The sequence below is a fragment of the Arcobacter siniprincipis (SeqCode) genome, assembly GCF_048571125.1.
GTDB lineage: Bacteria > Campylobacterota > Campylobacteria > Campylobacterales > Arcobacteraceae > Arcobacter > Arcobacter siniprincipis.
The window spans coordinates 3,279,345-3,306,320 of record NZ_CP182343.1 but is presented as its reverse complement, the minus strand read 5'-3'; the positions used below and the strand labels follow the sequence as shown (position 1 = coordinate 3,306,320).

The window sequence follows — 26,976 nt, the reverse complement described above, 5'->3', positions numbered from 1 at the left end:
TTCTCCCTTTTTTAATATCTTTTTATAGCTATTAAAATTTCTTATTGTCAGTATTTTTTATAATATTCTTAGCTATATCATTTGTTTTTTTAGCTATTTCTTGTGTTTCACCTGTAATTTTTGCATTTTCTTGAGTTATTTTATCTATAGAACTAACTGCTTCATTAATTTGTGAAATACCTTTACTTTGTTCTATTGTGGCATCTGCAACATTAGAAATAATTTTACTTGAGTCATTTATTTTTTCATTTAATTTAGAATATCCTTCTATCATTTTTTCTGAACTAAATTTCCCTTCACTAGCTTTTGTATTGGCTTTTTCTACTAACTCTTTTATTTCTTTAGCAGCTTCTGCACTTCTTGTAGCAAGGTTTCTAACTTCCCCTGCAACTACAGCAAAGCCTTTCCCAGCTTCCCCTGCAGTTGCTGCTTCTACAGCTGCATTTAGTGATAAAATATTTGTTTGAAATGCAATTTGATCAATAATAGAGGTTGCTTCAAGTATCTCTTGTGTAGCACTATTTATTTCATCCATAGATTTTTGTGTTTTATTGGCTAAATCTAAACCTTCTGTTGCAAAAGATAATGTCTCTTTTGATAATTGTTGCATTTGAGTGGCTTGTTGAGAAATTTCATTTATAGATGATGTGGTTTCTTCAATTGCCGCAGCTGTTTCTTCTATAGAAGCAGTTTGAGAAAGTGCAGATGTATTAAGATGAGATACATTTGAAGATAATATTTCAGAACTCTTCGTAAGAATATCCCCATTTTGTTTGTTTTCTTGTAACATTTTAGTAATAGAGTCACCTAAAGAGTTTATGCCGTCAATTAGTTGTTTCATCTCTCCACTCATATTTTGATCTGATAATTTTGACAAATAATTATAGTTTGTGTATTTTTCTAATTCCTCTAAAATATTGCTCATTACTTTTTGTTGATTAATAAGCATTGTATTTACAGTGGATGCAAAAGTTCTTATTTGTGGATTTGTTGGAGTTGAAAGAATTTGATAATTTAAATATCCTTCTTGTAATTTATGTAAAACTAATATTGCTTCACCTGCACACTTTGTATCAGCATCTAACTCTTTTTGTAAAGATTTAATACTTTCATTTATAAATGAAGCAATTTCTCCAAATTCACTTTTTGATTTTATGTCAATTTCATTTACTATGTTGGCTTTTCTATTCATAAAATCAAAAAACTCTTTAATTCCTTCTCTTATTTTTAAAACTGCATCTTTAATTGTTTTGCTAATATATACGCCAAGAAAAGTTGTAATTAGTACTATAATTAAAACGAGGGCAACATATAAAATAAAGGCATTGAATACTGTAGATTTTTTTTCTATAGTTTCTTTTAGTATCTCTTTTGATATTAAATCATCAATTTGTTTAAGAAGATTTATTTTTTTCGTAATAGTCTTAAACCAAAAAGTTGGTTCAATTTCAGTATGACTACCTGCTATGTTTGAAGTAATTATTTCACGCATTTTATTTACTTCATCTACAACATTTTTATCTAAAGTCTCTTTTTCAATCATTAATATTTTTTTATTAGCAAAATTACGAAACTCACTAAGATATGTTTTTTGCATAGCAATTAATGAAATAAATTTACTCTTTAAATTAATATCTATTTCCTGCGAACCAAATATTGCAGAACCAATTGCCCTTTCTAATCCTGCTAGTTCTTTTGCTTCTAAAAACTCATAATATGCCATTGCTTGGCTAGAAAGGTCTGCATCTTTTGAATTTTTAAATGAGTATGTTGTCAAATGAAGTAAAGATGAATTTATATTTGAGTAATAAGCAACAGCATCTTTTAGAGCAATTTTAAATTCATCGACATTTGGTCTTATAGAACTAATTTTATCTAATTCTTGAAAAATCTTGTTAATTTCATTTTTAGCTTCTGCTTCTGAAAGTTGTATAATATTATTATCTTTTATAAAATTTTCTAAATTTTTAATCTTCTTATTAGTAGATAATCTTTGATTCTTTAGTATGTCAGAAAACTTTTCACCTTTACTTCCAATATATCCAGCACTTGCTCCTCTTTCCTTTTGTAGTTCATGAAGAACTTGTGATATATTTGAATTAAGATTCATCATTATCTCTAGTTTTTGATAGTTTTTATAATCTTGATAATGTTCAAAAATAACTAAAGAAGATAAAAAAATAATTGCAACAAGAGGAACAATAAAGATTAAAAAGAGTCTTTTTTTAATTGAGCTATTTTCTATAATATTCATAGGATTTCCTTATTTCATTGTGCTATAAAGCTTTGTAGCTTTTTCTATTTCATTTCTTGATGCAACTTTTCTGCATGACATATAACCTTTACTGCCATCACTTAAAGTGAGCGGGTATACGGTAGAATATACCCAATAAAAATTATCGTTTTTAGTTCTGTTTTTTACAAAACCTTTCCATATCTTTCCATTTTGAATTGTTTTCCATAAATCCTCAAATGCTGCTTTTGGCATATCTTTATGTCTAAGTAAATTGTGGGGTTTACCAATAAGTTCTTCTAATGTATATTCACTAACTTCGCAAAACTCATCATTTGCATACCTTATAATACCCATCTCATCAGTTTCTGAAACAATAAAAGAAGTAGAGTTCAATAATATCTCTTTATTACTCATTTGAAATCCTTTAAAAGTAATATTTAAGATTAGTATAACATATTTTAGTTGTTAGTAAATATCAAAAAGTAATAATTTACTTTAAGATAACAATAATTTAATTTGTTATTATAATGATATCTATATTATTAATATTATATTTAAAATAAATATATAATTAAAAGTGATTAAGAAGTAATTTTAAGGTAAGTAATTTCAGAACTAGCACCTAGTCTCATAGGTGGACCCCAAAAGCCTGTCCCTTTGCTAACATATATTTGAGTTTTAGAATTATGTTGATGAAGACCTTTTATGTAGGGTTGTTCAAGTCTAACTAATAAATTAAAAGGAACTATTTGCCCTCCATGAGTGTGCCCACTTAAGACCAAGTCAATATTTTGTTTATCAAGTTCATTGATATATTTAGGTTGGTGGGCTAATAAAATTGTGGGAGAATCTTTTACATTTACTAAAGCTTTTTTAATATCTGGGGCAAACTTATTTGCTCTATATCCAAATATATCATAAACACCTGCTAAATTAAAGCCTTGATTTTCTTTTCCAATATATACATTCTCATTTTCTAACACTTTAATATTTATAGACTTTAAGTATGCCATTATCTTTTCTACTCCATGAAAATATTCATGATTTCCAACTATAAAATATGTACCATATTTAGATTTTAAGTTTTTGAGTTCATCAACTGCATTTTTTGCAAATTTGATATTTGTATCTACTAAATCCCCTGTTATAAAAACTGCATCAGGATTTAGTTTATTTACTTTATAAACAATATTTTTAATAAAATCTTGATCTATCAATCCTCCAATATGTACATCACTTAATTGAACTACATTATATGGTTTTTTTAAATTAGGAATTTTGACATTTACCTTTTCAATATAAGATTGTTTTGCATTATATATGGCTCTTGCAGTAATTGATGTGGCAAAAGCAAGTGAGCCAAAGTCAATTGATTTTTTCATAAAGGCTCTTCTTTTTTCATCTTTTCTAATTTTTGGAAGATGAGAAAGAACTTCATACATCAAAGTAGTACAAAAAAGTAAAAAAATAACACCAATAGGAAGTGAAAGCAAAAAGTACAAGTCATTTGGTACTGAAATTAAGTATCTAGTACACATATAAGCAATGACACCTAAAAAATTAACCAATAAAAATATATTTAAAAATAGTTTTGATTTTTTAGAAATATCTAATTTCTTGATAAATCTTTTTGAGATAAAGAGACTTAGCAATCCCATTACAAGTATAAAAACGGTAGCAAATAATATAAATCTCATATGGGATTATAACTTGTAAAGATTAATAAGTCTTAAATTATTTTACATAAATAATATATTTATGTTCAGGAATGTCTCTTAAATAAAATTCCATGAATTCTGGAGTATTTTGTAGTTGCACTTTAATGCTTTTTTTTAAAAAAGGAAATTTTTTTTCTAAAAGTATTTTTTTATTCTTATTAAATACATGAATATTATATAGTCCACATTTATTTCTACTACTACTTTTACATGTGATGAAGAGCTCTTTTTTTTCTTTGTCATATGTTCCTTGTATATCCATTGTATAACTTACTGGGTGTGCAAACATATCTACTAAAAGAAGTAGGGTTATTAATACTATTTTTTTCATTATATTGTTCCTATGCAAAAGTCATATTCACTTTTTTGGGTTTGTATTTTTAATGTTGTATCAACACTATTTAATTTAAATGCCATGTATACACTTGGATCAATAGTACAGATGGTTGTTTCTTTTAAACTTTGTAGTTCAGTGGTGAAGTTTATTGTTAATCTTTTGTTTGTATAAGATATTTTAAAGTCATTGAGTTTTTTAAATTTATACTCTATTGTATTTGAGTCTATAAAAAGATGAAAATTATCTTTTTTTATGGGAGTTAGTATTGTCTTATAAAAGTCTATACTTTCATTCTTTTCAAAAATATTATTTCTATTTTTATCAAAATTAAATAGAAGTATTTTAGAATTGATTCTGTCAAACTGCCATTGATGGTATATTTTATTTTCATTTATTTTTAAATCTACATCAATAAAATAGTGTGGATGGGCAAAGGCAATATTATATAAAAATATAAGAGAAAGTAATTTTTTCATAATAATAAAAAAAAGCCTAAAATAAATAGTAGCGAAATACCTACATAAGTTGTAATATTAATAACAGCTTGATAATTTGAATATTTGGATTTTTTTATTGATGAGGCAAGAACCCCAAACAAAGAGATAGTTAATCCCATACCTATACTCATAGTAATAGCACTAAAAATACCTAAACTGATATATCCCAAAATCATAGAATATAATACTATTGTCATAACTCCAGGACAAGGAACAAGACCAATTGAAAAAGCAACAGAAAGTATATTTTTATTCGCTAAAGGCTTCATCTTTTCTTTTATATGTCTATCTTTCAGGCTCTCATAGAGCAAGTAACAGGCAATGAGTATTATAAAAACAGCTGATATTTTGTACATATGAGTGTTTATTGTTTGAAAATAACTACTTAAAGCATTTTGAAAAAATAAATATAAAAATGCTGTAATAACTAAAGCAGATAAAGTATGTATGATTGAAGTTAAAAAACCTACTTTTAAAGCTTCACTTATCTTGGAACCCTTAGCAATAAAATAACTTGCAATTACCATCTTTCCATGACCTGGTCCTAAGGCATGTATAAGACCATAAAGAAAAGATATGAATAAAATGGAGATAATAATAGTATTATCTCCATTATCCAATAGGTCAAAATAATCAGAAATAGTTATATTTAATGTTTGTTGCCATTTGACTATATAATTAAAAACAGAATCAATCAATTTATTACTTTTTGAAGATTTGTAGATTGACCTTGTGTTATTTCTTTATGCACATTTGTCACAGGTTTTATATGGGCATCTCTTCCATAAATGAAACTTTGTTCATCTACAATCACCTTATATGCTTTGTTTAGTTCTAAGGCTCTTTTTTTACTTGGTATAATTAAATATGTAATATCTTTTTTAAGTTTATTAATTGCTTCTTTTTTAAGTTTCCAATCTTGATTTGGTACTATATTTGGATTTTCAAGTTGGGAAATTAAATCTTTTTCTATTTTATCTTTTTTATTTTCCCAATCTTTGTGAAAGAATTTATTCATAACTTCTTTATTTGCTCTAAATTCATCACCTGAATTGTTTAGTCTTAGGTATCTTGCATATTCTGTCTCCCCATTAGCAAGCTTTTTATCAGGAACATTTTTTAATCCTTTTTGACTCCAATGATACCAGCCATTTGCATAAGGGTCATTTTCAAATTTTCTTTGAAAAACAAATGTAGAATCAGCTATGGTTCCTGTATTACTATGACAACCGATGCAAAAAAGTGTTTCTTCTTGGCTTTGGGGTCTTAAATTACCTTTTTCATCTTCAATGAAACCTTGATAATACCAACCTCTTTTATTATTTAATCCTATTTCTATATTTCCCGTATATTGTTCAACTCTATCTGGAAAGTCACTTTTGTCTTTTATCTCTTCATTTCCTATTTGTTGAAGCTCTGAATAACTTGCCCAATATTTCTTTTTTGTATATCGAAGTTCTTTCATTCTAGAAGACATTATTATAGAAGAATCTTTGTTTATATCTAAATATCTAACAGAGTGTAAAAATTCTGTTCCTGTAGGATAAAGACCGGGTGCCATGTGGAGTTTATTTTTTAATAATGCATTTTTAGCAAGTCCCACATAACTCATAGAAAAGTTTCTTAGGGTATTTGATGAGATATCATAATCTGGAATAGTCCATTTATATACAATTGTATTTGTAATGTCTATTTTTCCATCTTTATTTAAATCAATAGCATATTTTCTTTCATCAATTTTTTCAGTTGAGATAGTTTTTTGTTTTAAAAGACTTTCTACAATAGAGAGATTTATCTTATAAACTTCTAAATCGAAATTACCATTTTTATCTTTCCAAAAGATTTCTGGCAAACGAATGAGTACATCATCCGTACTTCCATTTGTTGGCCAAAAGGTTCCTAAGAATGGATAATAAGCAAATGCTCTCCACCCTGTAATTTCTCCATTTGGCTTTCTATCAAAGCCTTCTTTATCAAAATTATAAAAACAATCAGGAATATATCCATCCCATTTACCATTATTATTTGCATCCCATTCTTTTGAAATATTTTTTAATTTTTGAGAAAGAATTAGTTGATTATTCTTATTTTTATAATTATCTTCTCTAATGTATTTTATAATTTCGTTATCTGAAATATTACTAACTTCTTTAGTTCTATCTTTAAATAGGTTTATCCAAGGATTATTTAATGCCACTTCAGGAAAATCATATGCTTCTTGTAAATCAGAGTCATAAGAAGCAAAATTTGGTTCTTTATTTTTACTATGACAAGAATAACAAGGATTGCTTAGGATATTTTCATCTTTTTCGTGATTTGTTTTAGTATAACATTGGCTTGAAATATAGGCTGTTGAATTATGAATAAAAGAGTCTTTTAAGTCAACTTTCTTTGCTTGAAGTATTACAGCGCTTAAAAACGCTGTAATTAAAAGTATAAGTCTTTTCATGCTTGAATTTATTTAGAAATCACAGGAAGTGGTCCTACATAACCTGTATAAGCTTTCATATCGCCAACTGATTTAGCAGTTGATGGCATATTTTCTTCTTTTGTAATCGCATCACCTTCACCATATGGATGTTGGATAACTGCCATTAAATAACCGTGCCCACCAATATTGTTGTAATAATACGGAGAAGTTGTTTCAGAACCATATGGAGAAGTTAAGATCCTAGTTAGTTTTTTCTCACCTAAGTTATAAGACCAAATAAAGTCATTTTGATGACCTGAACCTGTATCTTCACCGATTATTAAAGTATTTGTATTAGGAATAAAAGTAATATTATCAGGATTTGCTAATCCATCAAGAGAACATTTATTTGCTTTTGCTAACTCACCCGTTCCTTTATTTTTTTCACCTGCAACTAATCCAGTCATACTCTTTACAACATAATTAGAATTAATATACGAACCATCTTTTGCAGATTGAATATCATCTTCATGTGCAAGGTTTAATTCATATACTGCACCACATTTGTTGTAGTTAATTCTAATATCATTATTTCCACCTTTGTCATACTTGTCATTTGACTTACCACTTTTCATGTTATCTTCCATCCCTTTTGCTATCTCAGAGATTGATAGATATACTTTATTTTCATTTGGATTGTATGTGATACCTTCCATTTTTCTAAATTCAGTAGTTGCACCTTTCATTGCTGCATATCTTCTAGATTCCATTCTTGAAGCTAATTTTTCCATGCCTGGTTTGATTTTTAAGTACTCTTGCCCCATTGTTGTATTTATTGAAGTAAATCCTTCTTTAGGAGAATCAGATGTTTCGAATAAATCATTAAAAGTTAATTTTTGATCCAATCCAGCTTTTACATAGTCATCACTTACATGACCTAAATTTACCCATCTTATATTTGCACTTCCAGCACCTATATTACTTGTTTGATCCCATTTTGCAGCATATAGTGTACCTGAACTTAAATCTTTTGCTTTATCAGCTATAAACATATATAAGGCAACATTTGTTCCATCATCTGATAAATATACTGTCTTTTCATCTGGCATAACATAAGCTAATTCATGAGCAAATCTACCCATTGAATAATGTTTTTCAACTTTTACATCACCTTTTTCATTTAAAACAGTTATTTCAGGAGACCAACCATAATCATAAACATTTAATGATTTTAAATCTCCACCAAAATACTCTGCCATTGGTGCATAATAATCATCAATTGAACCATCAGCTGCAACTTTTCTTGCATCGGGTTCATACTCTTCGCTACCTAAATGTGTATGCCAAGGAGTTACACTTCCTGCACAAGGAACCCAAAGTCCATTTACTTTGGCAAAATCAATATTTCTAGTATTTACAGCTGTTAATTTTCCATCTTTTGCTTGGTTTAACTCTGTGATATACATAGCAGCTGGTCTACTTTCAAAGTGTGATACCATAAAAAGTTTTTCACCTACTGGTAAAAGAGAAGCAAAGTCATTTGAGTTTGAGATTTTTAAAGAACCATCTTTTTGTCTTACTGGATTTCCTTCTTTGTCATATAAAAGACCAAAAATACCATTCCCCACTTTATCACCACTTCGAATAATAGTGTTATAGCCAATATTAGTTTGTTGTCCATCAACTTCAATTTGGCTTGAAGCAACAATCTTTCTTTTTTCACTATCTGTTAAGGGAACTGGAACTTCATTGAACTTGATGCTATGTTGAGTTGTTGAGTTAACCATATTTGATTTTGTAGCACATGCTGAAAATAGAACAGATGCTGCAATAACTGAAGCTGTAATTACTTTGTTTTTCATATCTTACTCCTAAATTTGAATCATTATTCAGGATTTTATATTTTATAAGTTACAAAGCAATTACAATTAAATTATATTTTGAAATGATTTTTATTAAATAGCATTCTTAAGAGCTTTTATTAGCTCATCTATTTCTTCTTTTGTTTGAGTGTAATGAATAGAAACTCTTATCCATCCGGGCTTTTTATTTAATTCATCTTTATTATTAAAGTGCAATAAATCATGGCCATATGGACCTGCACATGAACATCCAGCTCTAGTTTGGATTCCATTATTAGTAGAAATCTTTTCACATATTTTGTAAGGGTCTAAATCTTTAATATTAAATGAAACAATTCCAATGTTATATGATGTTTTATTTCCATAAATGATTATATTTGGTATATTTTGTGCTTCTTTTAAAAAATATTCTAATAATTCATCTTTTCTTTTTAATATAAAATCAAAACCTATTTCATTTCTTAGTTGATAAGCTAAACTTGCTTTTATCACTTGAATGATTCCTGGAGTTCCTGCTGTTTCCCTTGCTCTTATATCTTTTTCATATTCAACTGTAGATTTATTTACATAAGTAACTGTGCCTCCTCCTGCAAAAGTAGGAGATAAACTAGGGTCTATTAAATCTTTTTTTATAATAAGTAAGCCACAAGAACCAGGTCCTCCTAAAAGTTTGTGAGGAGATACATACATTACATCAAAATAATTACAGTCTATATTCATATATGAAGATGAAGCTGCTGCATCAAGGGATACTATAGCATTATATTTTCTAAGCATTTTAGAAATTTCTTTGTAACAAGTTACTATTCCAGTAACATTTGAAGCTACACAAAATGAACCTATAAGTTCTCTGTGTTGATTTTCTTTTAAAATTCTTTCAAGCTCTTCTAAATCTACTAATCCCTCATTTGTAAGTCCAATTCTAGCTGTTTCACACATAGCTTCTCTGTAACTTATTTCATTTGAGTGATGCTCATAAGGTCCAACAATTACAAGAGGAAGAGTTGATTTATCAATATTTATTTTTAATCTTCTTTTTGTAGCTGGTGGAATATAAAGCCCTAATAATTCTTGAAACCTTTTTATTGCAGCAGTTGAGCCACAGCCGCTGGGGATTATTTCAAATTCATCATTTAATTCTAAAGATTTTTTTAGATTAGTTAAGGCTTCTTCATAATAAGTATTTGTTTGATTAGCCATACCTGACTCTTTTGAGTGTGTATTTGCATATGTTGTTAACATATCGTAAATACGATTTTCAATAGGCCTAAATGCTAATCCTGAAGCTGTATAGTCAAAGTAAGCACTTTTGTGCTTACCTATTGTTCCATACTTTAAGTATTGAAGTTTATCCGTATGTTGATTAATGAAGGGACGAAACAAATTCTTCGTCATTTATTCTCTCTTTTAAAAATTTATTTAGATCATTTTCACCACTAGCTATATATTTTTGAATAATATTTTCTAAAATACCTTCAGCTTCTTCTGGTAAAAATTTGATTTTTACTTTTTCTCCAAAGTTAGATTTACTTCCTTCTAGATTTCCACCTAAAATAAGTTCAAATCCAGGAACTGTAATTCCTTCTTTATTTTTTACTTTTAGTCCAAGTAAACCTATATCAACCACATGTGGATGAGCACAAGAGTTTGGACAACCATTTACAGATATAGAAACTGTCTCATTAAAATCAGGAAACTTTTTCTCTAAATGTTCTGCAAGTGAAATTGCTTTGTCTTTAGTCTCTGAAATAGCAAACTTACAAAAGTTTAATCCTGTACATGAAAGAGTTCTTGCTTTAAAAGGACTTGGAAAGGCATCAACTCCAATTGTTTTTAACTCTTGGGCAAGTTCTTCAGCACTTTTAGTAGGTACATCTTTTACTACAAAATTTTGTGTAGTTGTAGTTTTAATAGTTGTTGCACCATGCTTTTCTAAAATATTTGCTAAGTCTTCTAATCCTTGCGAACCAATATGTCCACCATTTATAGCACAACCTATATATGATTTTGCTTTTTCTTTAGAATCATGAATACCAAAATGTTCTCTTTTTGCATAAGGAGTATACTCCATTATTTTTTCTTCTTTTATGGCAACTTTTGATCTAGCAATTACTTCTTCTTTGAATTTTTCAATTCCCCACTCATCAATTAGATGCCCAAGTCTTGCTTTTCTTCTATTTTCTCTTAATCCATGGTCTCTATATATTGTACTAACAGCTTTTACTATTGGTAAGATTTGAGAAGGTGTTACAAATCCTATATGAGATGCAATTTGTTTATTTGAAGCTAATCCTCCTCCAACACTTACATCAAAAAGCACTTTGTCACTACAATCACATGGAACAGCAGTAAAAGATAAATCTTGTATCTCATGTCCCATACAGTGTTTATGACAAGCACTAATACCAATTTTATATTTTCTTGGTAAATTTGATAAGTTTTTATTTCCTCTTAGATAATCATTTACTTTTTCAACAATTGGTCGTACATCATAAAGTTCATCATGGTCAATCCCTGAAACTGCACATGTAGTTACATTCCTTGGAACATCTCCAGCTGCAAAAATTGTTGATAATCCAACTTCATTTAACCTTCTAAATATTTCAGGCAAATCTTTTACTTGAATATAGTGCAGTTGAATATCTTGTCTAGTTGTAAAATCTGCTGTTCCTCTTGCATAGTCTTTAGATATTGCAGACACTTCTCTTAGTTGTTCTAAATTCATAGATCCACTCTCTAATTTTATTCTTAACATAAAATATAAAGTTGGGTCATCTTCTGCTTGAAGATTTCTATTTTGAGTGTAAAGTCCATACCATTTAAATCTATCAATATCTTCTGGATGTACTTCTTCTCCTAAAACAGCGTAGACATATATATCTTTTAATACATCTAATCCATTCTTCTCTTTTTTTATTCGCTCTACTCTTTGAGCTGCACTCTCTTTTGCCATTATTTAATCCTTGAAAAATGTCCCATTAAATTTCTTTACATCCCCATTCTGGGTAATTATTTCTAATATATGCATTAAGCTCAACTTCTGCTTTTGTATAGTCTCTTATCTTCTCTTCTTTATTTGTAGCTTCATTCATAACTGAAGATACAATCATCCCAGCTCCAACTGTTGTATTTGAATATCTATCGATGATAATAAAACTTCCTGTATATCTGTTTTCATTATATGGATCAACTGCAATTTGTCTGTCTATTGATAGTGTACATTTTGCGATATCATTTAACTCTAATTGATTTGCTTTAACTTCATCAAAAGTATTAATATCCTTTTTATACTCTATTGATTTAAAGGCACCATTTATAACAGAAGTTGCTCTTTTAATAATATAATTACTATTGAGTTCAAGCTTTTTCTCATCCATCCAAACAACCATCACTTCAAGTTTATTTGATACTTGAGGAATAGAGCTTGATTTTACAATCATATCTCCACGACTGATATCTATTTCATCTTTTAATGTAATCGTTGTAGCCATTGGAGCAAATGCTGTTTGTATAGTCTCAACTGTTTCATCTTTTCCAATAGGTCTTAAATCTTTAATCTCATTTGAAACAATTGATTTTACAACAGAAGTTTTTCTTGATGGTAATACAGTAATCTCATCACCTACACTAATTTTCCCACTTGCAATAGTCCCAGAAAATCCTCTAAAGTTTAAATGTGGTCTTGAAACATACTGAACAGGTAATCTAAAGTCATGATTCTCAGTTTTATGAATATCAATAGTATCTAGTAATTGCATAAGAGGCAGACCCTCATACCAAGAACATTTTGGTGAATTTGTAAGAATATTATCTCCATCAAGTGCAGAGATTGGAATATATTCAAAATTAATATCTTCATAATGAGGAAGATTATGAATAATTTGTGAATAATCTTTTTTAATCTCTTCAAATCTATCCGAGCTAAAATCAACTAAGTCCATTTTATTGATTGCAACAATGAGGTTTTTAATCCCAAGAAGAGAAGCTATATAAGAGTGTCTTTTTGTTTGTGTTAACACACCAGATCTTGCATCAATTAGGATAATAGCTACATCTGCAGTACTAGCTCCTGTTGCCATATTTCTTGTGTATTGTTCATGTCCTGGAGTATCTGCTATGATAAACTTTCTTTTTTCAGTTGAGAAAAATCTATAAGCAACATCAATAGTAATACCTTGTTCTCGTTCACTTGCAAGACCATCAACTAAAAGTGCTAAGTCAATCTTATCACCTGTAGTTCCGCTCTTTTTACTATCTTTTTCAATCGCAGCTAACTGATCTTCAAAAATCATTTTTGAATCATAAAGTAATCTTCCAATTAGAGTACTCTTCCCATCATCAACTGAACCGCATGTTATAAATCTTAGTATCTCTTTGTTTTCATGCTCTTTTAAATATTGTTCAATATTTTCAGCTATTAAATCTGATTGGTGTGCCATCTTAAAAATACCCCTCTTGTTTTTTCTTCTCCATTGATGCTTCACCATCACTATCTATAAGTCTTCCTTGTCGCTCACTTGTTGTACAAACTAACATCTCTTGAATAATCTCAGGCAATGTTGTTGCTTCACTATTAACTGCACCTGTTAAAGGATAACAACCAAGTGTTCTAAATCTAACCATCTCTTTTTTAGCAGTTTTTCGTAATTCTTCAGGCATTCTATCATCATCAACCATGATTTTTGTACCCATATATTCTACTACTTCCCTTTCTTTTGAGAAGTATAAATCAGGAATAGGAATTCCTTCTAAATAGATATATTGCCAAACATCAAGTTCTGTCCAGTTTGATATAGGAAAAACTCTAATAGATTCACCTTTTGTATGTCTTCCATTATACACATTCCAAAGTTCTGGTCTTTGATTTTTTGGATCCCATCTATGATTCTCATCTCTAAATGAGTAGATTCTCTCTTTTGCCCGAGATTTTTCTTCATCTCTTCTAGCTCCTCCAAAAACTGCATCAAATTTTTGGATATTAAGCATATTTTTTAGACCTTCTGTTTTCATAATATCAGTGTGCACTGCCGAACCGTGTTTAAAAGGTGAAATATCCATCTCTAAACCTTTTGGATTAGAGTAAACAATAAGTTCCATTCCAACCTCTTTTGCCCGTCTATCTCTGAATTCTATCATCTCTTTAAACTTCCATGTTGTATCAACATGTACCAAGGGAAGTGGTGGAGGTGCAGGATAAAAAGCTTTTTGTAAAATGTGTAACATTACAGAAGAATCTTTTCCTACAGAGTAAAGCATTGCAGGATTTTGAAACTCTGCTATAACTTCTCTCATGATATGAATTGATTCAGCTTCTAGTTGCTTTAAATGTGTAAGTCTTTCTTCACTAATCATCTTTTTCTCTTTTTTATTTTTTTATTTTGCGTGTAATCCACACTCTTTATGTTCTGGGTTTTCCCACCACCATCTTCCACTTCTAATATCTTCACCTTCTTTTACAGCCCTTGTACATGGTGCACATCCAATACTTGGATAGCCTTGGTCATGAAGTTTATTGTATGGAACTTTGTTTTCTTTTATAAATTTCCATACATCTTCTTCGCTCCAAGATATTAGAGGGTTTACTTTTATTACTTGAAAATTATCATCCCATTCAACTAATGGCATCTCAACTCTTGTAACACTTTGTGATGCTCTTAAACCTGTAATCCAAACTTTTAATGGCTTCAATGCTCTTTTAAGTGGTTCAATTTTTCTTATATTACAGCATGATTTTCTATTATCTATAGATTCATAAAAACCATTTATTCCATGACTTTTATAAAGCTCTTCTACATTTTCATTGTTAGGAAAAAAAACATTTACTTTTATATTATATTTTAAATTTGTACTATCCATAACATTATATGTTTCATATGGAAGTCTTCCTGTATCCAGTGTAAATATATTTGCACTTTTATCATGTTCTAACATCATATGAGTTAAAACTTGGTCTTCTGCGCCAAAACTAGAAGATAATGCTACTTCATTTTTGTATTCATTCATAAAAAATTTTAAAATCTCTTCTGCGCTACTATCTTCTAATTTTTTGTTTAATTCTTCTACTACATCTATCATTTTCTTTCCTAAATCTGATAATCTGGCTCTTTTACTTTCCCAAAAGAGATTTTATTCCAAGCTCTTTCGTGAAAATAATATAGAATCATTTTTGTAAAAACTTCAATAGAACCTATAGAGGCGGCCATAACAAGGTCGCCTGTAATAAAATATGAGATAATCATGGTATCTAGAGTTCCTACTGTTCTCCACGAAATAGTTTTAACAATAGATCTATAAGCCTTTTCTGCCATCTTTTTATTTAATCCTATTCATCATCTAATTGATATAATGGAGTACTTAAATATCTTTCCCCTGTATCACAAAGAATAGTAACTATTGTTTTACCTTTATTCTCTTCTCTTTGAGCAAGAGCAGTTGAAGCAAATACATTAGCTCCTGCACTAATACCTACTAATAATCCCTCATCTTTTGCTAAGTTTCTAGCAGTTTCCATCGCATCATCATTTGATACAGTGATAATTTCATCATAAATTTTTGTATTTAATACAGCAGGAACAAATCCAGCACCAATACCTTGAATTTTATGAGGACCAGGATTTCCACCTGAAAGTACTGGAGAATCAGTAGGTTCAACAGCTATTACTTTTACATTTGGATTTTTTGCTTTTACAACTTCTGAAATACCTGTAATACTTCCTCCTGTACCAATTGCAATAACTAAAACATCAACTTTATCTTCTGTATCTTTTAAAATTTCTAATGCTGTAGTTTTTCTATGAATATCTGGATTTGCTTCATTTGCAAATTGTTGTAATACAATTGAATTATCAAGTGATTCACTTAATTCATTAGCTTTCTCAACTGCACCTTTCATACCTTTTTCAGGCTCAGTTAATACAATTTGAGCTCCAAGGGCTTTTAAAAGTTTTCTTCTTTCAATACTCATGCTTGAAGGCATAGTAAGAATTAGTTTGATACCTTTTGCTGCACAAACAGATGCTAAAGCAATACCAGTATTTCCACTTGTTGGTTCAATTACAGTTGTTCCTTCTGTTATTTTCCCAGCTTTAATCGCTTCATTAACCATATTAAATCCAATTCTATCTTTTACTGAGTGAGTTGGATTCATAAATTCACATTTACCTAAAACTGTTGTTCCATTTACGCTTGCTTTTTTTAATTTTACTAAAGGCGTATTTCCAATTAATTCTGTTACATCATTTGCATATTTCATAATTTTCTCCTAAATATTGTAGTGTAAGTATTGATTATATTTATCTTGATACTGTGTTAAATCTTTCAGCGACAAGTTAAATAGTTTTTTTGTTTTTTCTTTTGTTTCGTCAAAAAATATATTCAAAATAGGGTTATTACTTTTTGAATCAATGATTTTTATATCATCTTCTAAAGCAATAATAATATCCTTGATAAGTATATCTTTTGGATCTTTAGCTAACATGTAGCCACCTTTTGAACCTCTTGTACTTAAAACCAAACCAGCATGTTTAAGTTTTCCTAGAAGTTGTTCTAAATAACTTTGAGGAATATCAGCTCTTGCTGATATCTCTCTACTTTGCATTGGTTTGTTCTCTTCATTTTGTAACAATTCATGCATGGCAGCAAGTCCATACACACCTTTTGAGGAGATTAAAGCCATAATCTCATCTTTAATTTAACGCTTGAGTTAAATCTTCAATTAAATCAATTGGATCTTCTAATCCAATCGAAAGCCTAACAGTTGAAGGATTAACACCTGCTTTTATCAACTCTTCTTCATTCATTTGTGAATGAGTTGTAGAAGCTGGATGTACAATTAATGATTTAGAATCACCAATATTTACCACAACTGAAAATAGTTTTGCACTATCAATTATTTTTTTAGCATCTTCATAAGATTGTGCTTCAAAAGATAATAGTCCAGATGATTTTCCATCTTTGAAATATTTTTGTGCTTTTTTATAATCAGCATTTGATTCTAACCCTGGATAGTTTACTGATTTAACTTTTGGATGTGATTCTAAGAATTTTGCAACTTCTAAAGTACTACTTGAGTGTTTATCCATTCTTAAACTTAGAGTCTCTAAAGTTTGTAGTAATATCCAAGAGTTATGTGGAGATTGTGCTGCTCCAAAATCTCTAAGTAATGATAATCTTGCTCTTAAACAAAAGTTTGGAAGAGGAACATCCACATAAACTAAACCATGGTATGATGGGTCTGGCTCATTAAATTCTGGATATCTTGAAGAATTTTCTTTGAAAAATTCTGATAAACCATCTCTTTCAACAATAATCCCACCAATAGCACTACCTTGTCCATTTGTATATTTTGATGTTGAATGAACTACTATATCAACTCCCCATTTGATTGGATTAAATAAAGCAGCACTTGCAACTGTATTATCACAAACAGTTAAAACACCTTTTCTTTTAGCAATAGAAACTATTCCTTCAACATCTGCAACAGCTATTTGTGGATTAGATAATGATTCAAAAAAGATTGCTTTTGTTTTATCATCAATTTGTTCTTCTAAATTAGAAGCATCAGCTACTCTAAATACTCTAGCTTCTATACCAAATCTTTTAAGAGTATGAGTTAAAAGAGTAACTGCCCCACCATATAATTTGTCAGAGATGATGATATTATCTCCTGCACTTGCCACATTTGCAATAGCATAAAAGATTGAACTTTGCCCTGAAGCTACACATAAAGCAGCAGCTCCTCCTTCAAGTTGTGCAAATCTTTGTTCTAATACATCAGTAGTAGGATTTGTAAGTCTTGTATAAATAGACCCTAACTCTTTAAGGGCAAATAAATTAGCTGCATGCTCTGCATCTCTAAATGCAAAAGCAGTAGTTTGAGCAATAGGAACATTCATTGTTCCCCATCCCTCTTTTTTATTATAACCTGCATGGACTGCAATAGTATCTTGTTGCATATTTATTCCTTTTTGTATATCATATTAAATCTATAGTGAAATTGTAATATATTTTTCATTTAATGTCAAGTAATTTAATAGTGATTAATACACTTAGGTATGTAAAATCTTATAAAAATCTATTATATAGGCTTTTTATAATCTAAAATATTTGATTTTTATATAAAAATAATCTTGACTATTTTTATAAGAATTATTAAAAGAGAGAAAATGAAGAAAAAAAATATATTTGATAAAGTTATTGTTGATAAAAATAATGAAGAATATATCACTTTATTAAGAGAAAAAAGTGTTAGAGTTGAAAGAATTGTTTCAAATGGACAAAAAAGTGAAGATAACTTTTGGTATGAGCAAGATGAAAATGAGTTTATATTAGTTTTAGAAGGTGATGCTATTCTTGAGTTTGAAGATAAAAGAGAAGTTGAATTAAAAAAAGGTAATTTCTTAGATATAAAAGCAAGGGAAAAACATAGAATAAAATATACTTCGACAAGCCAGCCCACAATTTGGCTAGCTATTTTTTATAATAATTAATTATTTATCATCATTTGCTAAAACTCTATATAAAGTTACACGATTATTGATTTTAGTTAAACGCAAAGATATTAAGTTTTGTTCTACATTATATAAATTTCTTTGTGAGCTTAAGGCATTTAAATAAGTATCAATTCCTGATTTATATCGTTTCTGTGAAAGAAAAAAGCTATTTTTAGATGCATCTACTAGGTTTTTTTGTGCATTTAATTGATTTTCTATTGTTCCAAATCTAGCAAGGGCATCTGCAACTTCTTTAAAAGCAGTTTGAATAGCAAATTCATATTTGGCTATGTACATATTTCTTTGGGACTTAGCATAATCCAAAGAAGCCCCTTTTGAACCCCAATCAAAAATTGGTAAAGAGATACTTGGAACAAAAGACCAAATAGAAGCAGCTCCTCCTGTGAAAAGATTATTTAAAGCACTACTAGCAATTCCAGCACTTGTAGTAATAGAAATAGAAGGAAAGTAAGCAGCTCTTGCAACACTAATATTTGCATTTGCAGCTTTTAAATCATGTTCAGCTTGTAATATATCTGGACGATTTAATAAAACATCAGAAGATAAACCAACTGGAATAGTTGCTAAATACTCTTTTTTCTCATCTAAAGAAGAGGGCAATAACTCTTCTTTTACATTTTCACCTACTAATAAATTAAGTGCATTTAAGTCTTGTGCAACTTGAGTTTTATATTTTTCAATGTCTGCTAGTGCTTGGTAATAAACTGTTTGAACATTATAAAGAGTAACTTTTGAATCTACACCTAATTTAACTCTTTGTTGTACAATGTCCAAACTTTTTTTACTACTATTTAAAGTCTCTTTTGCAAAATCTAGTAAGCTTTTGTCAGCAGCTAAGGTTAACCAAGCATTTGTTACTTCTGCAATAGTAGTTATTCTAGTAACTTTTTGAGCTTCTTGTACAGATAAATACTTTTGAAAATCTGCCTTAGATAAATTTCTTGCTTTTCCAAAAAAGTCTAGTTCATATGAGCTTAAACCAACAGTTGCTTTATAATTTTCAGAGATACTTGATGTATCTTTGTTAGAGTTTGAACTATTTAATGAACGAGCTTTAGTACCAGAAACTCCTGCATCAATTGATGGAAATTCTCCTGCATGTTGTACTTTATATGTGGCTCTTGCAGATTCTATATTTGCTATTGATTCTTTTATTGAACGATTTTGGCTAAGTGCTATTTTAATAACTTTTTTAAGCTTTTCATCTAAAATCATATTTTCCCATACAAGGGCTTTATTTATATTTGGATTTATTTGCTCTTTATATGCTTCACCTTTAGGCCAATTTACTGGTACAGGAGCTATTGGTTGTTTATAATTTGAGTCTATTAAACTACAAGCACTAAGAAAAAATGATAAAGAAAAAGAGATAAATATATGGATTAGTTTATTTATTTTCATTGATTTTCTCCTTTTTCAATTGTTTTTGCATTTGCTTTTTTATTTCTTCTAAATATTGAACTTATTAAAACATAAAATAATGGAATCATAAATACTCCAAGAATTGTAGCGCTAAGAGTTCCTCCTACAATTCCTGTTCCTATTGCTATTCTACTATTTGCACCAGCACCAGTTGAAACAGCAAGTGGTAAAACTCCAACAACAAAGGCTAATGATGTCATTAAAATAGGTCTAAATCTTAATCTTGCCCCTTCTACTGCTGCATCTATTAATGAACGCCCCTCTTTATATGCAACTTCCACAAACTCTACAATCAAAATTGCATTTTTAGAGGATAATCCAATTACAGTTAGTAGGGCAACTTGAAAATAAACATCATTATCTAATCCTCTAATAGAGGTAATTGTAACAGCCCCAATTATTCCTAATGGAATAACTAATAAAACAGAAAAAGGAATAGACCAACTCTCATAAAGTGCGGCAAGGCATAAGAAAACAACTAAAATAGATATTGAATATAAAAGTGCACTTTGCCCACTTGAAAGGTACTCTTGATAAGATAACCCACTCCAAGAAAAACTAGAACCTTTAGGAAGTTCTTTAGCTAATTTTGACATCTCTTCCATAGCAATTCCTGAACTTACTCCTTGCGAACCTGACCCTTGTATCTCATAAGAAGCTAAACCATTATATCTTGATAAACTCTCAGGTCCATAAGTCCATTTTGTTGTTGCAAAAGTTGAAAAAGGAGTCATACTTTCATTATCATTACTTCTTATATACCATTTGTAAAGATCATCTGGGGCAGAACGAAAGGCTGCATCACCTTGGATGTATACTTTTTTCACTCGACCTCTATCAATAAAGTCATTTACATAACTTCCTGCCCATGCTGCATTTAAAGTGGAATTAATATCTGATAAATTAAGCCCCAAAGAAACTGCTTTTTCATGATCGATGTTAATGTGTAGTTGTGGAGTTTCAGACATACTTCCTAATCTAACTCTAGTTAGAAGAGTATCTTTTGCAGCATTATCTAATAAAGTATCTCTCATTTGTTTTAATGTCTCTCTATTTGTCCCCGCACTTGCTTGAAGTTGAAAAGTAAAACCATTGGTATTCCCTAATCCTCTTATTGAAGGAGGATTTAAAGCAAAGATGCTAGCATCTCTAGTTGTCGATAGTTCTCGATTGGTACGATTTACTATTGTACCTGCACTATCTTTTCTTTCATCCCAATCTTTTAAAGAAAGAAAAGCCATCCCTGCATTTTGACCACTTCCACTAAAGTTAAATCCTGAGATAGTAAAAATAGATTCTACATTATCTTTTTCTTTATTCAAAAAATAATCTTCTACTTTTTTTGCTATTTCATCAGTTCTTTTTATTGAAGCACCTTCTGGTAATGAAATTTGAGCCATTACTTTACCTTGATCCTCTAAGGGTAAAAAGCTAGTAGGAAGTTTATATGTTAAATACGACATTGCTACTATAATTATTAGATATAAAAACATCCATCTTTTTGGTTTTATTAATACATTAAAAACTCTTTTTTCATATTTTTTAGTAATGGATTCAAAAGTATTATTAAACCAATGGAAAAAACCTGTATCTTTATCTAAATGATTTGAATTTAACAATGAAGCACATAAAGCTGGTGTCAAAGTTAAAGCAACAATAACTGATAAAATCATAGAAGAGACTATTGTAATAGAAAATTGTCGATAAATAACACCCGTTGAACCACTAAAAAATGCCATAGGTAAGAATACAGCAGAAAGAACAACAGCAATACCTATTAATACAGTACTTACTTCTTTCATTGATTCAACTGTAGCATCATGGGCAGAAGCACCTTTTTCTCTCATGATTCTCTCAACATTTTCAATTACAACAATAGCATCATCAACAAGTAACCCAATGGATAAAACCATTCCAAACATTGTCAAAGTATTTATTGAATACCCAAAAATTTGAAGAACCCCAAATGTACCTAAAAGTACAACAGGAACAGCGATTGCTGGTATAATAGTAGCTCTCCAACTTTGTAAAAAGAGAAAAACTACAAGAACTACAAGTATTATTGCTTCTATTAAAGTCTTTACAACTTCATTTATAGAGATACTAATAAATTTAGTGCTATCAACTGGATAAGCAATTTTATAACCATCTGGCATATTATGTTGTAATGAAGTAAGTACCTCTCGAACTCTTTTTGCAGTATTAAGTGCATTTGCTCCTGATGATAGCATAACAGCAAGTCCTGATGCAGGATGTCCATTTAATCTTGTAATGTTTTTGTATATTTCATTTCCTATTTCTACCCTTGCTACATCAGAAAGACGAACTAAAGCACCATTTGTATCATGCTTTATAATGATATTTTTAAATTGTTTGGGAGTTTGTAATTTTGATTCAGCAGTTACAGTTGCATTTAATTGTTGGTTAGGCAAGGTAGGCATTGCTCCAATATCTCCTGCTGAAACCTGAACATTTTGAGTTTTAATAGCTGTTGCTATGTCTGAGGGCATAAGTTTGTATGATAAAAGTTTTGAAGGGTCCAACCAAATACGCATAGCATATTGAGAACCAAAAACTCTAATACTCCCAACTCCTTCTACTCTTGCAACAGTATCTTGTATGTTACTTACTAAATAATCAGAAATATCAGAAGCTGTTGCTTTGTCTGTTTCATCATATAGTGCAGCAATCATTAAGTAATCTGTTTGCGATTTTGTAACATTAACCCCTTGTTCTTGAACAGCATTGGGTAATCTAGTTGTTACTTGAGAAATTTTATTTTGAACTTGAACTTGCGCAGTATCTGGGTCTGTTCCTTGTTCAAAAGATACATTTATAGATACTTTTCCTGACGAATCACTTGAAGAGGAAAAATATAATAAACCATCTAATCCTGTTAATTGTTGTTCTAATAATTGAGTAACACTATTTTCAACAGTTTGGGCAGAAGCACCTGTATATGTAGTAGCGATTCTAATTGTAGGTGGAGCAATATCGGGATATTGGGCAACAGGTAAATTGAAAATAGAACCTAATCCTCCTAACATTATTACGATTGAAATAACCCAAGCAAAGATGGGTCTATTTATAAAAAAAGCTCCCATTAGATTATTTTAGAACTATTAAATATAAATTTTGATGATAAATCTATATCTTTAACTTCATCACCGACTTTGATTTTATTTAAACCTTCAACAATCAAATGATCACCTACATTAAATCCATCTTTTATTAACCAATAATCTTTAATCGCTCTATCAATTACTATTTTCTTTTGTTCAACTTTATTATTTTTATTTACTACCATTGCTGTAGCATTTCCTTTTGGATCAAAAGTTACACCTTGTTGCGGTACTAAAATAGCTTTTGTATTAATAGCTTCGTTAACTATAATATTTACATACATTCCTGGTAATAATATATTTTTAGGATTTGGAAATTGTGCTCTTAGAGTAACAGAACCAGTTGCTTCATCTACTGTCAATTCTTGCAGTTTAAATTTTCCTTGATTCTCATATATTGAGCCATCTTCAAGTTTTAAACTTACTGTTTCACTTGCTGCTTTTATATCTTTTTGTTTTAAAAGTTTTCGTAAATTTAGCATTTGGACACTTGATTGAGTAAAATCAACATAAATAGGATCAAGTGATCTAACAGTAGCTAAGGCAGTTGTTTGTTGTGCTGTAACAAGAGCACCCTCTGTTACCGTTGATATACCAATATGTCCAGAAATAGGAGATTTTATTTGTGTATATTCTAAATCAATTTTAGCACTTTGCATTGCAGCTTTTTTCTCTTCAACGCTTGCTAATGCTTGTAAATATGCAACATGTGCATCTTCATAATCTTGTTTTGAAACACCATCAATTTTCAATAAGTCTTCGTATCTTTCATCTTTTAGTTTTGCTGCTTTAACATTTGCTAAGACATTTTCATATGCTGCTTTTGTTTGATTATATGTTGCTTTATAACTTGATGAAACTACTTTATATAAAACATCACCTTTTTTTACAGTTGAACCTTCTTTAAATAGTTGATGCTCAATTATTCCATCAATTTGAGGACGAATTTCTGAGTTTAAAGCAATAACCGTTCTTCCTGGAAGTTCTTTTTGTAGTGTAATTTCTTTTTCATTTATTATATAAGTTCCAACTTCTGTTACTCTTTTAGTAGGTGATTTCTTTTCATTTTGTTCTGTACATCCATTAAAAATAATGACTAATGTAAGTACACTAATAAATAAGTAATTTCTTGTTTTATAATTATTCAATGGTTTATTCCTTCACTTTATATGGGCTTATATATTAGCATATATTATTAATATTATATTAACAAAAAGTAAACTTAATTACAATGCATATAATTACGAAATAAGTAAAGGGCTTTAAAATGGTAGCTTATTCTTATTTTAAAAGAAATACAAATAACTCCACTTTGTATATAAGAAAGACTTTGTAAGAACTATGCTCTTTGCTTGAATAAAATCAAAACATAAAAAGTGTATAATCCAAAGCATAAAGATAAAGGCATACTTTGAAAATAGCAATAATAGGAGCAGGGGCAGCAGGAATAATATCTGCTATCACTGCTAAAAGATTAAATAAAAATATAAAAATAGACCTCTTTGATAACAATAACGCAATAGGTAAAAAAATACTGGCAAGTGGAAATGGAAGATGTAATATCTCAAATACCCAAGCAAGAGTAGAAAACTTCATAGGTGAAAAACCAGAGTTTACAAGATATGCCTTAAAAGAGTTTGACTATAAAGCCTTTGAAAAGTTTTGTAAAAGTATTGGCTTGTTACTAGATATAAAAGAGACGAACAAAGTATATCCACTATCAAATGAAGCAAAATCAGTAGTAAACCTATTAGAAAATGAACTTGAAAATCTAGGAATAAACCTAATCCTAGAGACAAAAGTAATTGACATAAAAAAACAAGCAAATAAATTTATAGTAAAAAGTACACACAATGAGTTTAAAGATTATGACAAAGTACTTATAAGCTCAGGGCTAGGAGCAGCACCCCAACTAAATGCCACAGAAGAGGGTATGAATATCGCCCAAAATTTCGGACACACATATAACCTAACTTACCCCTCACTTGTAGGACTTCATACAGATTTTGAACAAGCTTCAAGAATACAAGGGGTAAAAAAAGAGGCAAATGTATCTTTATATCTTGATGGAAAAAAAGAGTGTGAAATATACGGTGATGTACTTTTTACAAAATACGGTTTATCAGGTTTTGCTATTCTAGATATTTCACAACATGCAGTATATCCGCTAAGCCTTTACCAAGATGTTCAAGTTTCAATAAATCTTTTCCCAAATATAAGCCGAAATGAACTTTTAGGACAAATAGAAAATCTATTTAAAACCTTACCAAACTCAAATGCAGTTTTACTACTAACAGGAATAGTATCAAATAAGCTCTCTCCAGTAATATGTCAAATAAACGACATAGATAAAGAGACAAAAGCAAAAGACATAAACGCCAAACAAATAAGAAGTCTAATAAATACTCTCACAAACTGGAGATTCAAAATCACAGACACACAAGGCTTCAAACACGCAGAAGCAAGTGGTGGAGGAGTGAGAACAGATGAGGTGGATAATAAGACTTTTGAAAGTAAGAAAGTAGAAGGGTTGTATTTAGCAGGAGAGGTTTTAGATATAGTGGGCAATAGGGGTGGATATAATCTACATTTCGCATGGGCAAGTGGTTATTTAGCAGGCATCAGCCTTGCTAAAAAATAACTACTTTCATCCAATTTCTGCGTTCGATACGAATTTTTTAGTTGTCACATACTTCTAGTATGCTCCGCCCAAAAAATTCTATCTGCCTTGAACTTGAATAAAATTAGTTATTTTTTTGATGATATTAAAGGAAAGTCATGAAAAAATTAAGAGATAGGTATATTATACCGATTTATAATATTTATTATTTAGATGAGTTTAACCATAAAATAGAAATAGAAGATACAATAATTGAAATATCATTAAAAATTTATTCAGAAAATGATATGGGTTTTTTTATATCATTAGAAGAATTTGAAAAAATATTTGAGAGTAGAGATACTAAATTATTCGATAGTTTTTATAAGGCTATTATGCTTGATGAAAAATTGATACAAGATGATTGCAAAGTATTTTTAGTTGTAGATTTTTTTAAAAAAGCAGAGAATAGGGATTTAAAATTATTGAATATTATTTTATCAACATTTCATTTATTATTAAAAGATGGGATTGTTTATCATAGATATATAAATAGAAGTTTTTATCAAAAAAGTTATTTTAATACTTATTCAGGAAGCAGTTCTATTGAAAATGGATTAGATATTCATACACCACATCAAGAGCCATATAGCTTTTCACCTTTTGTTGGTGGAAATACATATATAAAAAAGTCTGAATTAGACCACTTTGATACAACTTTTTATATATTATACAATTTATATGAAAAAGAAAATAGTCAATATTCAAGAATTTTAAAACAAGCAATTGATTATCATATACTTGCAAAAACTTTTTTAAATAATGAACAAACTTTTGCAATTTTAATGATAGCGATTGAGGCGATGTTTAAGTCATCTAGACATCTTTATAAGGATATAAATAAATTGGCAAAACTTTTGGCGTCTGATTTAGCACAACATGATAAAATTCTTTATAAGTTTAAAGAGAATGAGAATCAAAAAGAATTTAAAAAGTATTTTATTGCAGTGCGAAATTCTATAGTACATGGAGATGAATATTTATCTGAAATGGAGTTAATTGAAAAACTTTTAGAATTGTATGAATATGTAAGACAATGTATTTTAAAAATATTAAAAATAAATGAAGAAAGACCATTGATTGATTATTATAAAGATTTATTTGAAGAAATTGAAAAAAGATGGGAAGAGAAAATTAATTTAACTAAGGAAAAATAAGAAAAACAAGGAAAATCCAGCCTTTGTTAAAGCCGAGTGCTTTG

23 protein-coding genes are annotated in these 26,976 nt (G+C 29.5%); 3 read left to right on the top strand and 20 right to left on the bottom strand.

Going from position 1 to position 26,976, the window contains the following annotated elements; translation table 11 throughout:
- Positions 1 to 31 precede the first annotated feature (31 nt).
- From ACNI3D_RS16770 to ACNI3D_RS16690, 17 genes are all read right to left on the bottom strand, one after another.
- On the bottom strand, positions 32 to 2,254 hold the full coding sequence (locus tag ACNI3D_RS16770) for a methyl-accepting chemotaxis protein (protein WP_419767793.1): 2,223 nt from the start codon (positions 2,252 to 2,254) through the stop codon (positions 32 to 34).
- 9 nt (positions 2,255 to 2,263) lie between these two features.
- Positions 2,264 to 2,650, bottom strand: coding sequence for a PAS domain-containing protein (locus ACNI3D_RS16765; protein WP_419767792.1), 387 nt, complete (start codon positions 2,648 to 2,650; stop codon positions 2,264 to 2,266).
- Between the two features lie 167 nt (positions 2,651 to 2,817).
- The gene (locus tag ACNI3D_RS16760; protein WP_419767791.1) at positions 2,818 to 3,933 is read right to left on the bottom strand and encodes a metallophosphoesterase; all 1,116 of its coding nucleotides are present in this window, start codon (positions 3,931 to 3,933) and stop codon (positions 2,818 to 2,820) included.
- 37 nt (positions 3,934 to 3,970) lie between these two features.
- Positions 3,971 to 4,285 (bottom strand): hypothetical protein, encoded by a 315-nt coding sequence (locus ACNI3D_RS16755; protein WP_419767790.1) that lies wholly within the window; start codon positions 4,283 to 4,285, stop codon positions 3,971 to 3,973.
- Entirely contained in the window at positions 4,285 to 4,767 is a 483-nt protein-coding gene (locus ACNI3D_RS16750; protein ID WP_419767789.1) for a DUF1007 family protein, read from the bottom strand. The genes ACNI3D_RS16755 and ACNI3D_RS16750 overlap by 1 nt, the downstream gene beginning before the upstream one ends.
- Positions 4,764 to 5,486 carry a nickel/cobalt transporter gene (locus ACNI3D_RS16745; protein WP_419767788.1) on the bottom strand — a complete coding sequence of 241 codons (723 nt, stop codon included), beginning with the start codon at positions 5,484 to 5,486 and terminating at the stop codon, positions 4,764 to 4,766. Before ACNI3D_RS16745 ends, ACNI3D_RS16750 begins: the two co-directional genes overlap by 4 nt.
- On the bottom strand, positions 5,483 to 7,237 hold the full coding sequence (locus ACNI3D_RS16740) for an Aq_1262 family (lipo)protein (RefSeq protein WP_419767787.1): 1,755 nt from the start codon (positions 7,235 to 7,237) through the stop codon (positions 5,483 to 5,485). The genes ACNI3D_RS16745 and ACNI3D_RS16740 overlap by 4 nt, the downstream gene beginning before the upstream one ends.
- Positions 7,238 to 7,245: 8 nt before the next feature.
- Positions 7,246 to 9,060, bottom strand: a complete 1,815-nt coding sequence (locus tag ACNI3D_RS16735; RefSeq protein ID WP_129101501.1) for a PhoX family protein — start codon at positions 9,058 to 9,060, stop codon at positions 7,246 to 7,248.
- 93 nt (positions 9,061 to 9,153) lie between these two features.
- Positions 9,154 to 10,455 carry an aminotransferase class V-fold PLP-dependent enzyme gene (locus tag ACNI3D_RS16730; RefSeq protein WP_419767786.1) on the bottom strand — a complete coding sequence of 434 codons (1,302 nt, stop codon included), beginning with the start codon at positions 10,453 to 10,455 and terminating at the stop codon, positions 9,154 to 9,156.
- Positions 10,424 to 12,013, bottom strand: a complete 1,590-nt coding sequence (locus ACNI3D_RS16725) for a nitrite/sulfite reductase (RefSeq protein ID WP_419767785.1) — start codon at positions 12,011 to 12,013, stop codon at positions 10,424 to 10,426. The genes ACNI3D_RS16730 and ACNI3D_RS16725 overlap by 32 nt, the downstream gene beginning before the upstream one ends.
- A gap of 25 nt (positions 12,014 to 12,038) precedes the next feature.
- A complete protein-coding gene (gene cysN / locus ACNI3D_RS16720; RefSeq protein WP_375725048.1) occupies positions 12,039 to 13,499 on the bottom strand; it encodes a sulfate adenylyltransferase subunit CysN in 1,461 nt (486 codons plus the stop codon).
- Between the two features lies 1 nt (position 13,500).
- Entirely contained in the window at positions 13,501 to 14,412 is a 912-nt protein-coding gene (gene cysD, locus ACNI3D_RS16715) for a sulfate adenylyltransferase subunit CysD (protein ID WP_419767784.1), read from the bottom strand.
- A 21-nt stretch (positions 14,413 to 14,433) separates the two neighbouring features.
- A complete protein-coding gene (locus ACNI3D_RS16710; RefSeq protein WP_419767783.1) occupies positions 14,434 to 15,135 on the bottom strand; it encodes a phosphoadenylyl-sulfate reductase in 702 nt (233 codons plus the stop codon).
- 8 nt (positions 15,136 to 15,143) lie between these two features.
- On the bottom strand, positions 15,144 to 15,368 hold the full coding sequence (locus ACNI3D_RS16705) for a DUF2061 domain-containing protein (protein ID WP_129101507.1): 225 nt from the start codon (positions 15,366 to 15,368) through the stop codon (positions 15,144 to 15,146).
- A gap of 14 nt (positions 15,369 to 15,382) precedes the next feature.
- The gene (gene cysK / locus ACNI3D_RS16700; protein WP_129101508.1) at positions 15,383 to 16,312 is read right to left on the bottom strand and encodes a cysteine synthase A; all 930 of its coding nucleotides are present in this window, start codon (positions 16,310 to 16,312) and stop codon (positions 15,383 to 15,385) included.
- Positions 16,313 to 16,321: 9 nt separating this feature from the next.
- Positions 16,322 to 16,735, bottom strand: a complete 414-nt coding sequence (locus ACNI3D_RS16695) for an RrF2 family transcriptional regulator (RefSeq protein ID WP_129101509.1) — start codon at positions 16,733 to 16,735, stop codon at positions 16,322 to 16,324.
- A gap of 10 nt (positions 16,736 to 16,745) precedes the next feature.
- Complete coding sequence (locus ACNI3D_RS16690; protein WP_419767782.1) at positions 16,746 to 18,014, bottom strand: O-acetylhomoserine aminocarboxypropyltransferase/cysteine synthase family protein; 1,269 nt, start codon at positions 18,012 to 18,014, stop codon at positions 16,746 to 16,748.
- A 210-nt stretch (positions 18,015 to 18,224) separates the two neighbouring features.
- On the opposite strand from ACNI3D_RS16690, the gene ACNI3D_RS16685 reads away from it, so the two are divergent.
- Entirely contained in the window at positions 18,225 to 18,548 is a 324-nt protein-coding gene (locus tag ACNI3D_RS16685) for a cupin domain-containing protein (protein ID WP_419767781.1), read from the top strand.
- Here the strand turns inward: ACNI3D_RS16685 and ACNI3D_RS16680 are convergent, their stop codons facing one another.
- From ACNI3D_RS16680 to ACNI3D_RS16670, 3 genes are read right to left on the bottom strand one after another with little or no spacing between them, the layout of a single operon-like run.
- On the bottom strand, positions 18,549 to 19,973 hold the full coding sequence (locus ACNI3D_RS16680; protein ID WP_419767780.1) for an efflux transporter outer membrane subunit: 1,425 nt from the start codon (positions 19,971 to 19,973) through the stop codon (positions 18,549 to 18,551).
- The gene (locus ACNI3D_RS16675) at positions 19,970 to 23,098 is read right to left on the bottom strand and encodes an efflux RND transporter permease subunit (RefSeq protein WP_419767779.1); all 3,129 of its coding nucleotides are present in this window, start codon (positions 23,096 to 23,098) and stop codon (positions 19,970 to 19,972) included. The genes ACNI3D_RS16680 and ACNI3D_RS16675 overlap by 4 nt, the downstream gene beginning before the upstream one ends.
- The gene (locus ACNI3D_RS16670) at positions 23,098 to 24,264 is read right to left on the bottom strand and encodes an efflux RND transporter periplasmic adaptor subunit (RefSeq protein WP_419767778.1); all 1,167 of its coding nucleotides are present in this window, start codon (positions 24,262 to 24,264) and stop codon (positions 23,098 to 23,100) included. Before ACNI3D_RS16670 ends, ACNI3D_RS16675 begins: the two co-directional genes overlap by 1 nt.
- A gap of 263 nt (positions 24,265 to 24,527) precedes the next feature.
- Between ACNI3D_RS16670 and ACNI3D_RS16665 the strand changes: the two genes are divergently transcribed.
- Both ACNI3D_RS16665 and ACNI3D_RS16660 read left to right on the top strand, forming a co-directional pair.
- Positions 24,528 to 25,757, top strand: a complete 1,230-nt coding sequence (locus ACNI3D_RS16665) for a BaiN/RdsA family NAD(P)/FAD-dependent oxidoreductase (protein WP_419767777.1) — start codon at positions 24,528 to 24,530, stop codon at positions 25,755 to 25,757.
- 137 nt (positions 25,758 to 25,894) lie between these two features.
- Entirely contained in the window at positions 25,895 to 26,932 is a 1,038-nt protein-coding gene (locus ACNI3D_RS16660) for a hypothetical protein (protein WP_419767776.1), read from the top strand.
- Positions 26,933 to 26,976 lie beyond the last annotated feature (44 nt).

Excerpts from the sequence above, each read along its gene's own strand:
- ACNI3D_RS16770 (WP_419767793.1), bottom strand. The coding sequence starts at position 2,254 with ATGAATATTATAGAAAATAGCTCAATTAAAAAAAGACTCTTTTTAATC.
- ACNI3D_RS16765 (WP_419767792.1), bottom strand. The coding sequence starts at position 2,650 with ATGAGTAATAAAGAGATATTATTGAACTCTACTTCTTTTATTGTTTCA.
- ACNI3D_RS16760 (WP_419767791.1), bottom strand. The coding sequence starts at position 3,933 with ATGAGATTTATATTATTTGCTACCGTTTTTATACTTGTAATGGGATTG.
- ACNI3D_RS16755 (WP_419767790.1), bottom strand. The coding sequence starts at position 4,285 with ATGAAAAAAATAGTATTAATAACCCTACTTCTTTTAGTAGATATGTTT.
- ACNI3D_RS16750 (WP_419767789.1), bottom strand. The coding sequence starts at position 4,767 with ATGAAAAAATTACTTTCTCTTATATTTTTATATAATATTGCCTTTGCC.
- ACNI3D_RS16740 (WP_419767787.1), bottom strand. The coding sequence starts at position 7,237 with ATGAAAAGACTTATACTTTTAATTACAGCGTTTTTAAGCGCTGTAATA.
- ACNI3D_RS16735 (WP_129101501.1), bottom strand. The coding sequence starts at position 9,060 with ATGAAAAACAAAGTAATTACAGCTTCAGTTATTGCAGCATCTGTTCTA.
- ACNI3D_RS16730 (WP_419767786.1), bottom strand. The coding sequence starts at position 10,455 with ATGACGAAGAATTTGTTTCGTCCCTTCATTAATCAACATACGGATAAA.
- ACNI3D_RS16725 (WP_419767785.1), bottom strand. The coding sequence starts at position 12,013 with ATGGCAAAAGAGAGTGCAGCTCAAAGAGTAGAGCGAATAAAAAAAGAG.
- cysN (WP_375725048.1), bottom strand. The coding sequence starts at position 13,499 with ATGGCACACCAATCAGATTTAATAGCTGAAAATATTGAACAATATTTA.
- cysD (WP_419767784.1), bottom strand. The coding sequence starts at position 14,412 with ATGATTAGTGAAGAAAGACTTACACATTTAAAGCAACTAGAAGCTGAA.
- ACNI3D_RS16710 (WP_419767783.1), bottom strand. The coding sequence starts at position 15,135 with ATGATAGATGTAGTAGAAGAATTAAACAAAAAATTAGAAGATAGTAGC.
- ACNI3D_RS16705 (WP_129101507.1), bottom strand. The coding sequence starts at position 15,368 with ATGGCAGAAAAGGCTTATAGATCTATTGTTAAAACTATTTCGTGGAGA.
- cysK (WP_129101508.1), bottom strand. The coding sequence starts at position 16,312 with ATGAAATATGCAAATGATGTAACAGAATTAATTGGAAATACGCCTTTA.
- ACNI3D_RS16695 (WP_129101509.1), bottom strand. The coding sequence starts at position 16,735 with ATGGCTTTAATCTCCTCAAAAGGTGTGTATGGACTTGCTGCCATGCAT.
- ACNI3D_RS16690 (WP_419767782.1), bottom strand. The coding sequence starts at position 18,014 with ATGCAACAAGATACTATTGCAGTCCATGCAGGTTATAATAAAAAAGAG.
- ACNI3D_RS16685 (WP_419767781.1), top strand. The coding sequence starts at position 18,225 with ATGAAGAAAAAAAATATATTTGATAAAGTTATTGTTGATAAAAATAAT.
- ACNI3D_RS16680 (WP_419767780.1), bottom strand. The coding sequence starts at position 19,973 with ATGAAAATAAATAAACTAATCCATATATTTATCTCTTTTTCTTTATCA.
- ACNI3D_RS16675 (WP_419767779.1), bottom strand. The coding sequence starts at position 23,098 with ATGGGAGCTTTTTTTATAAATAGACCCATCTTTGCTTGGGTTATTTCA.
- ACNI3D_RS16660 (WP_419767776.1), top strand. The coding sequence starts at position 25,895 with ATGAAAAAATTAAGAGATAGGTATATTATACCGATTTATAATATTTAT.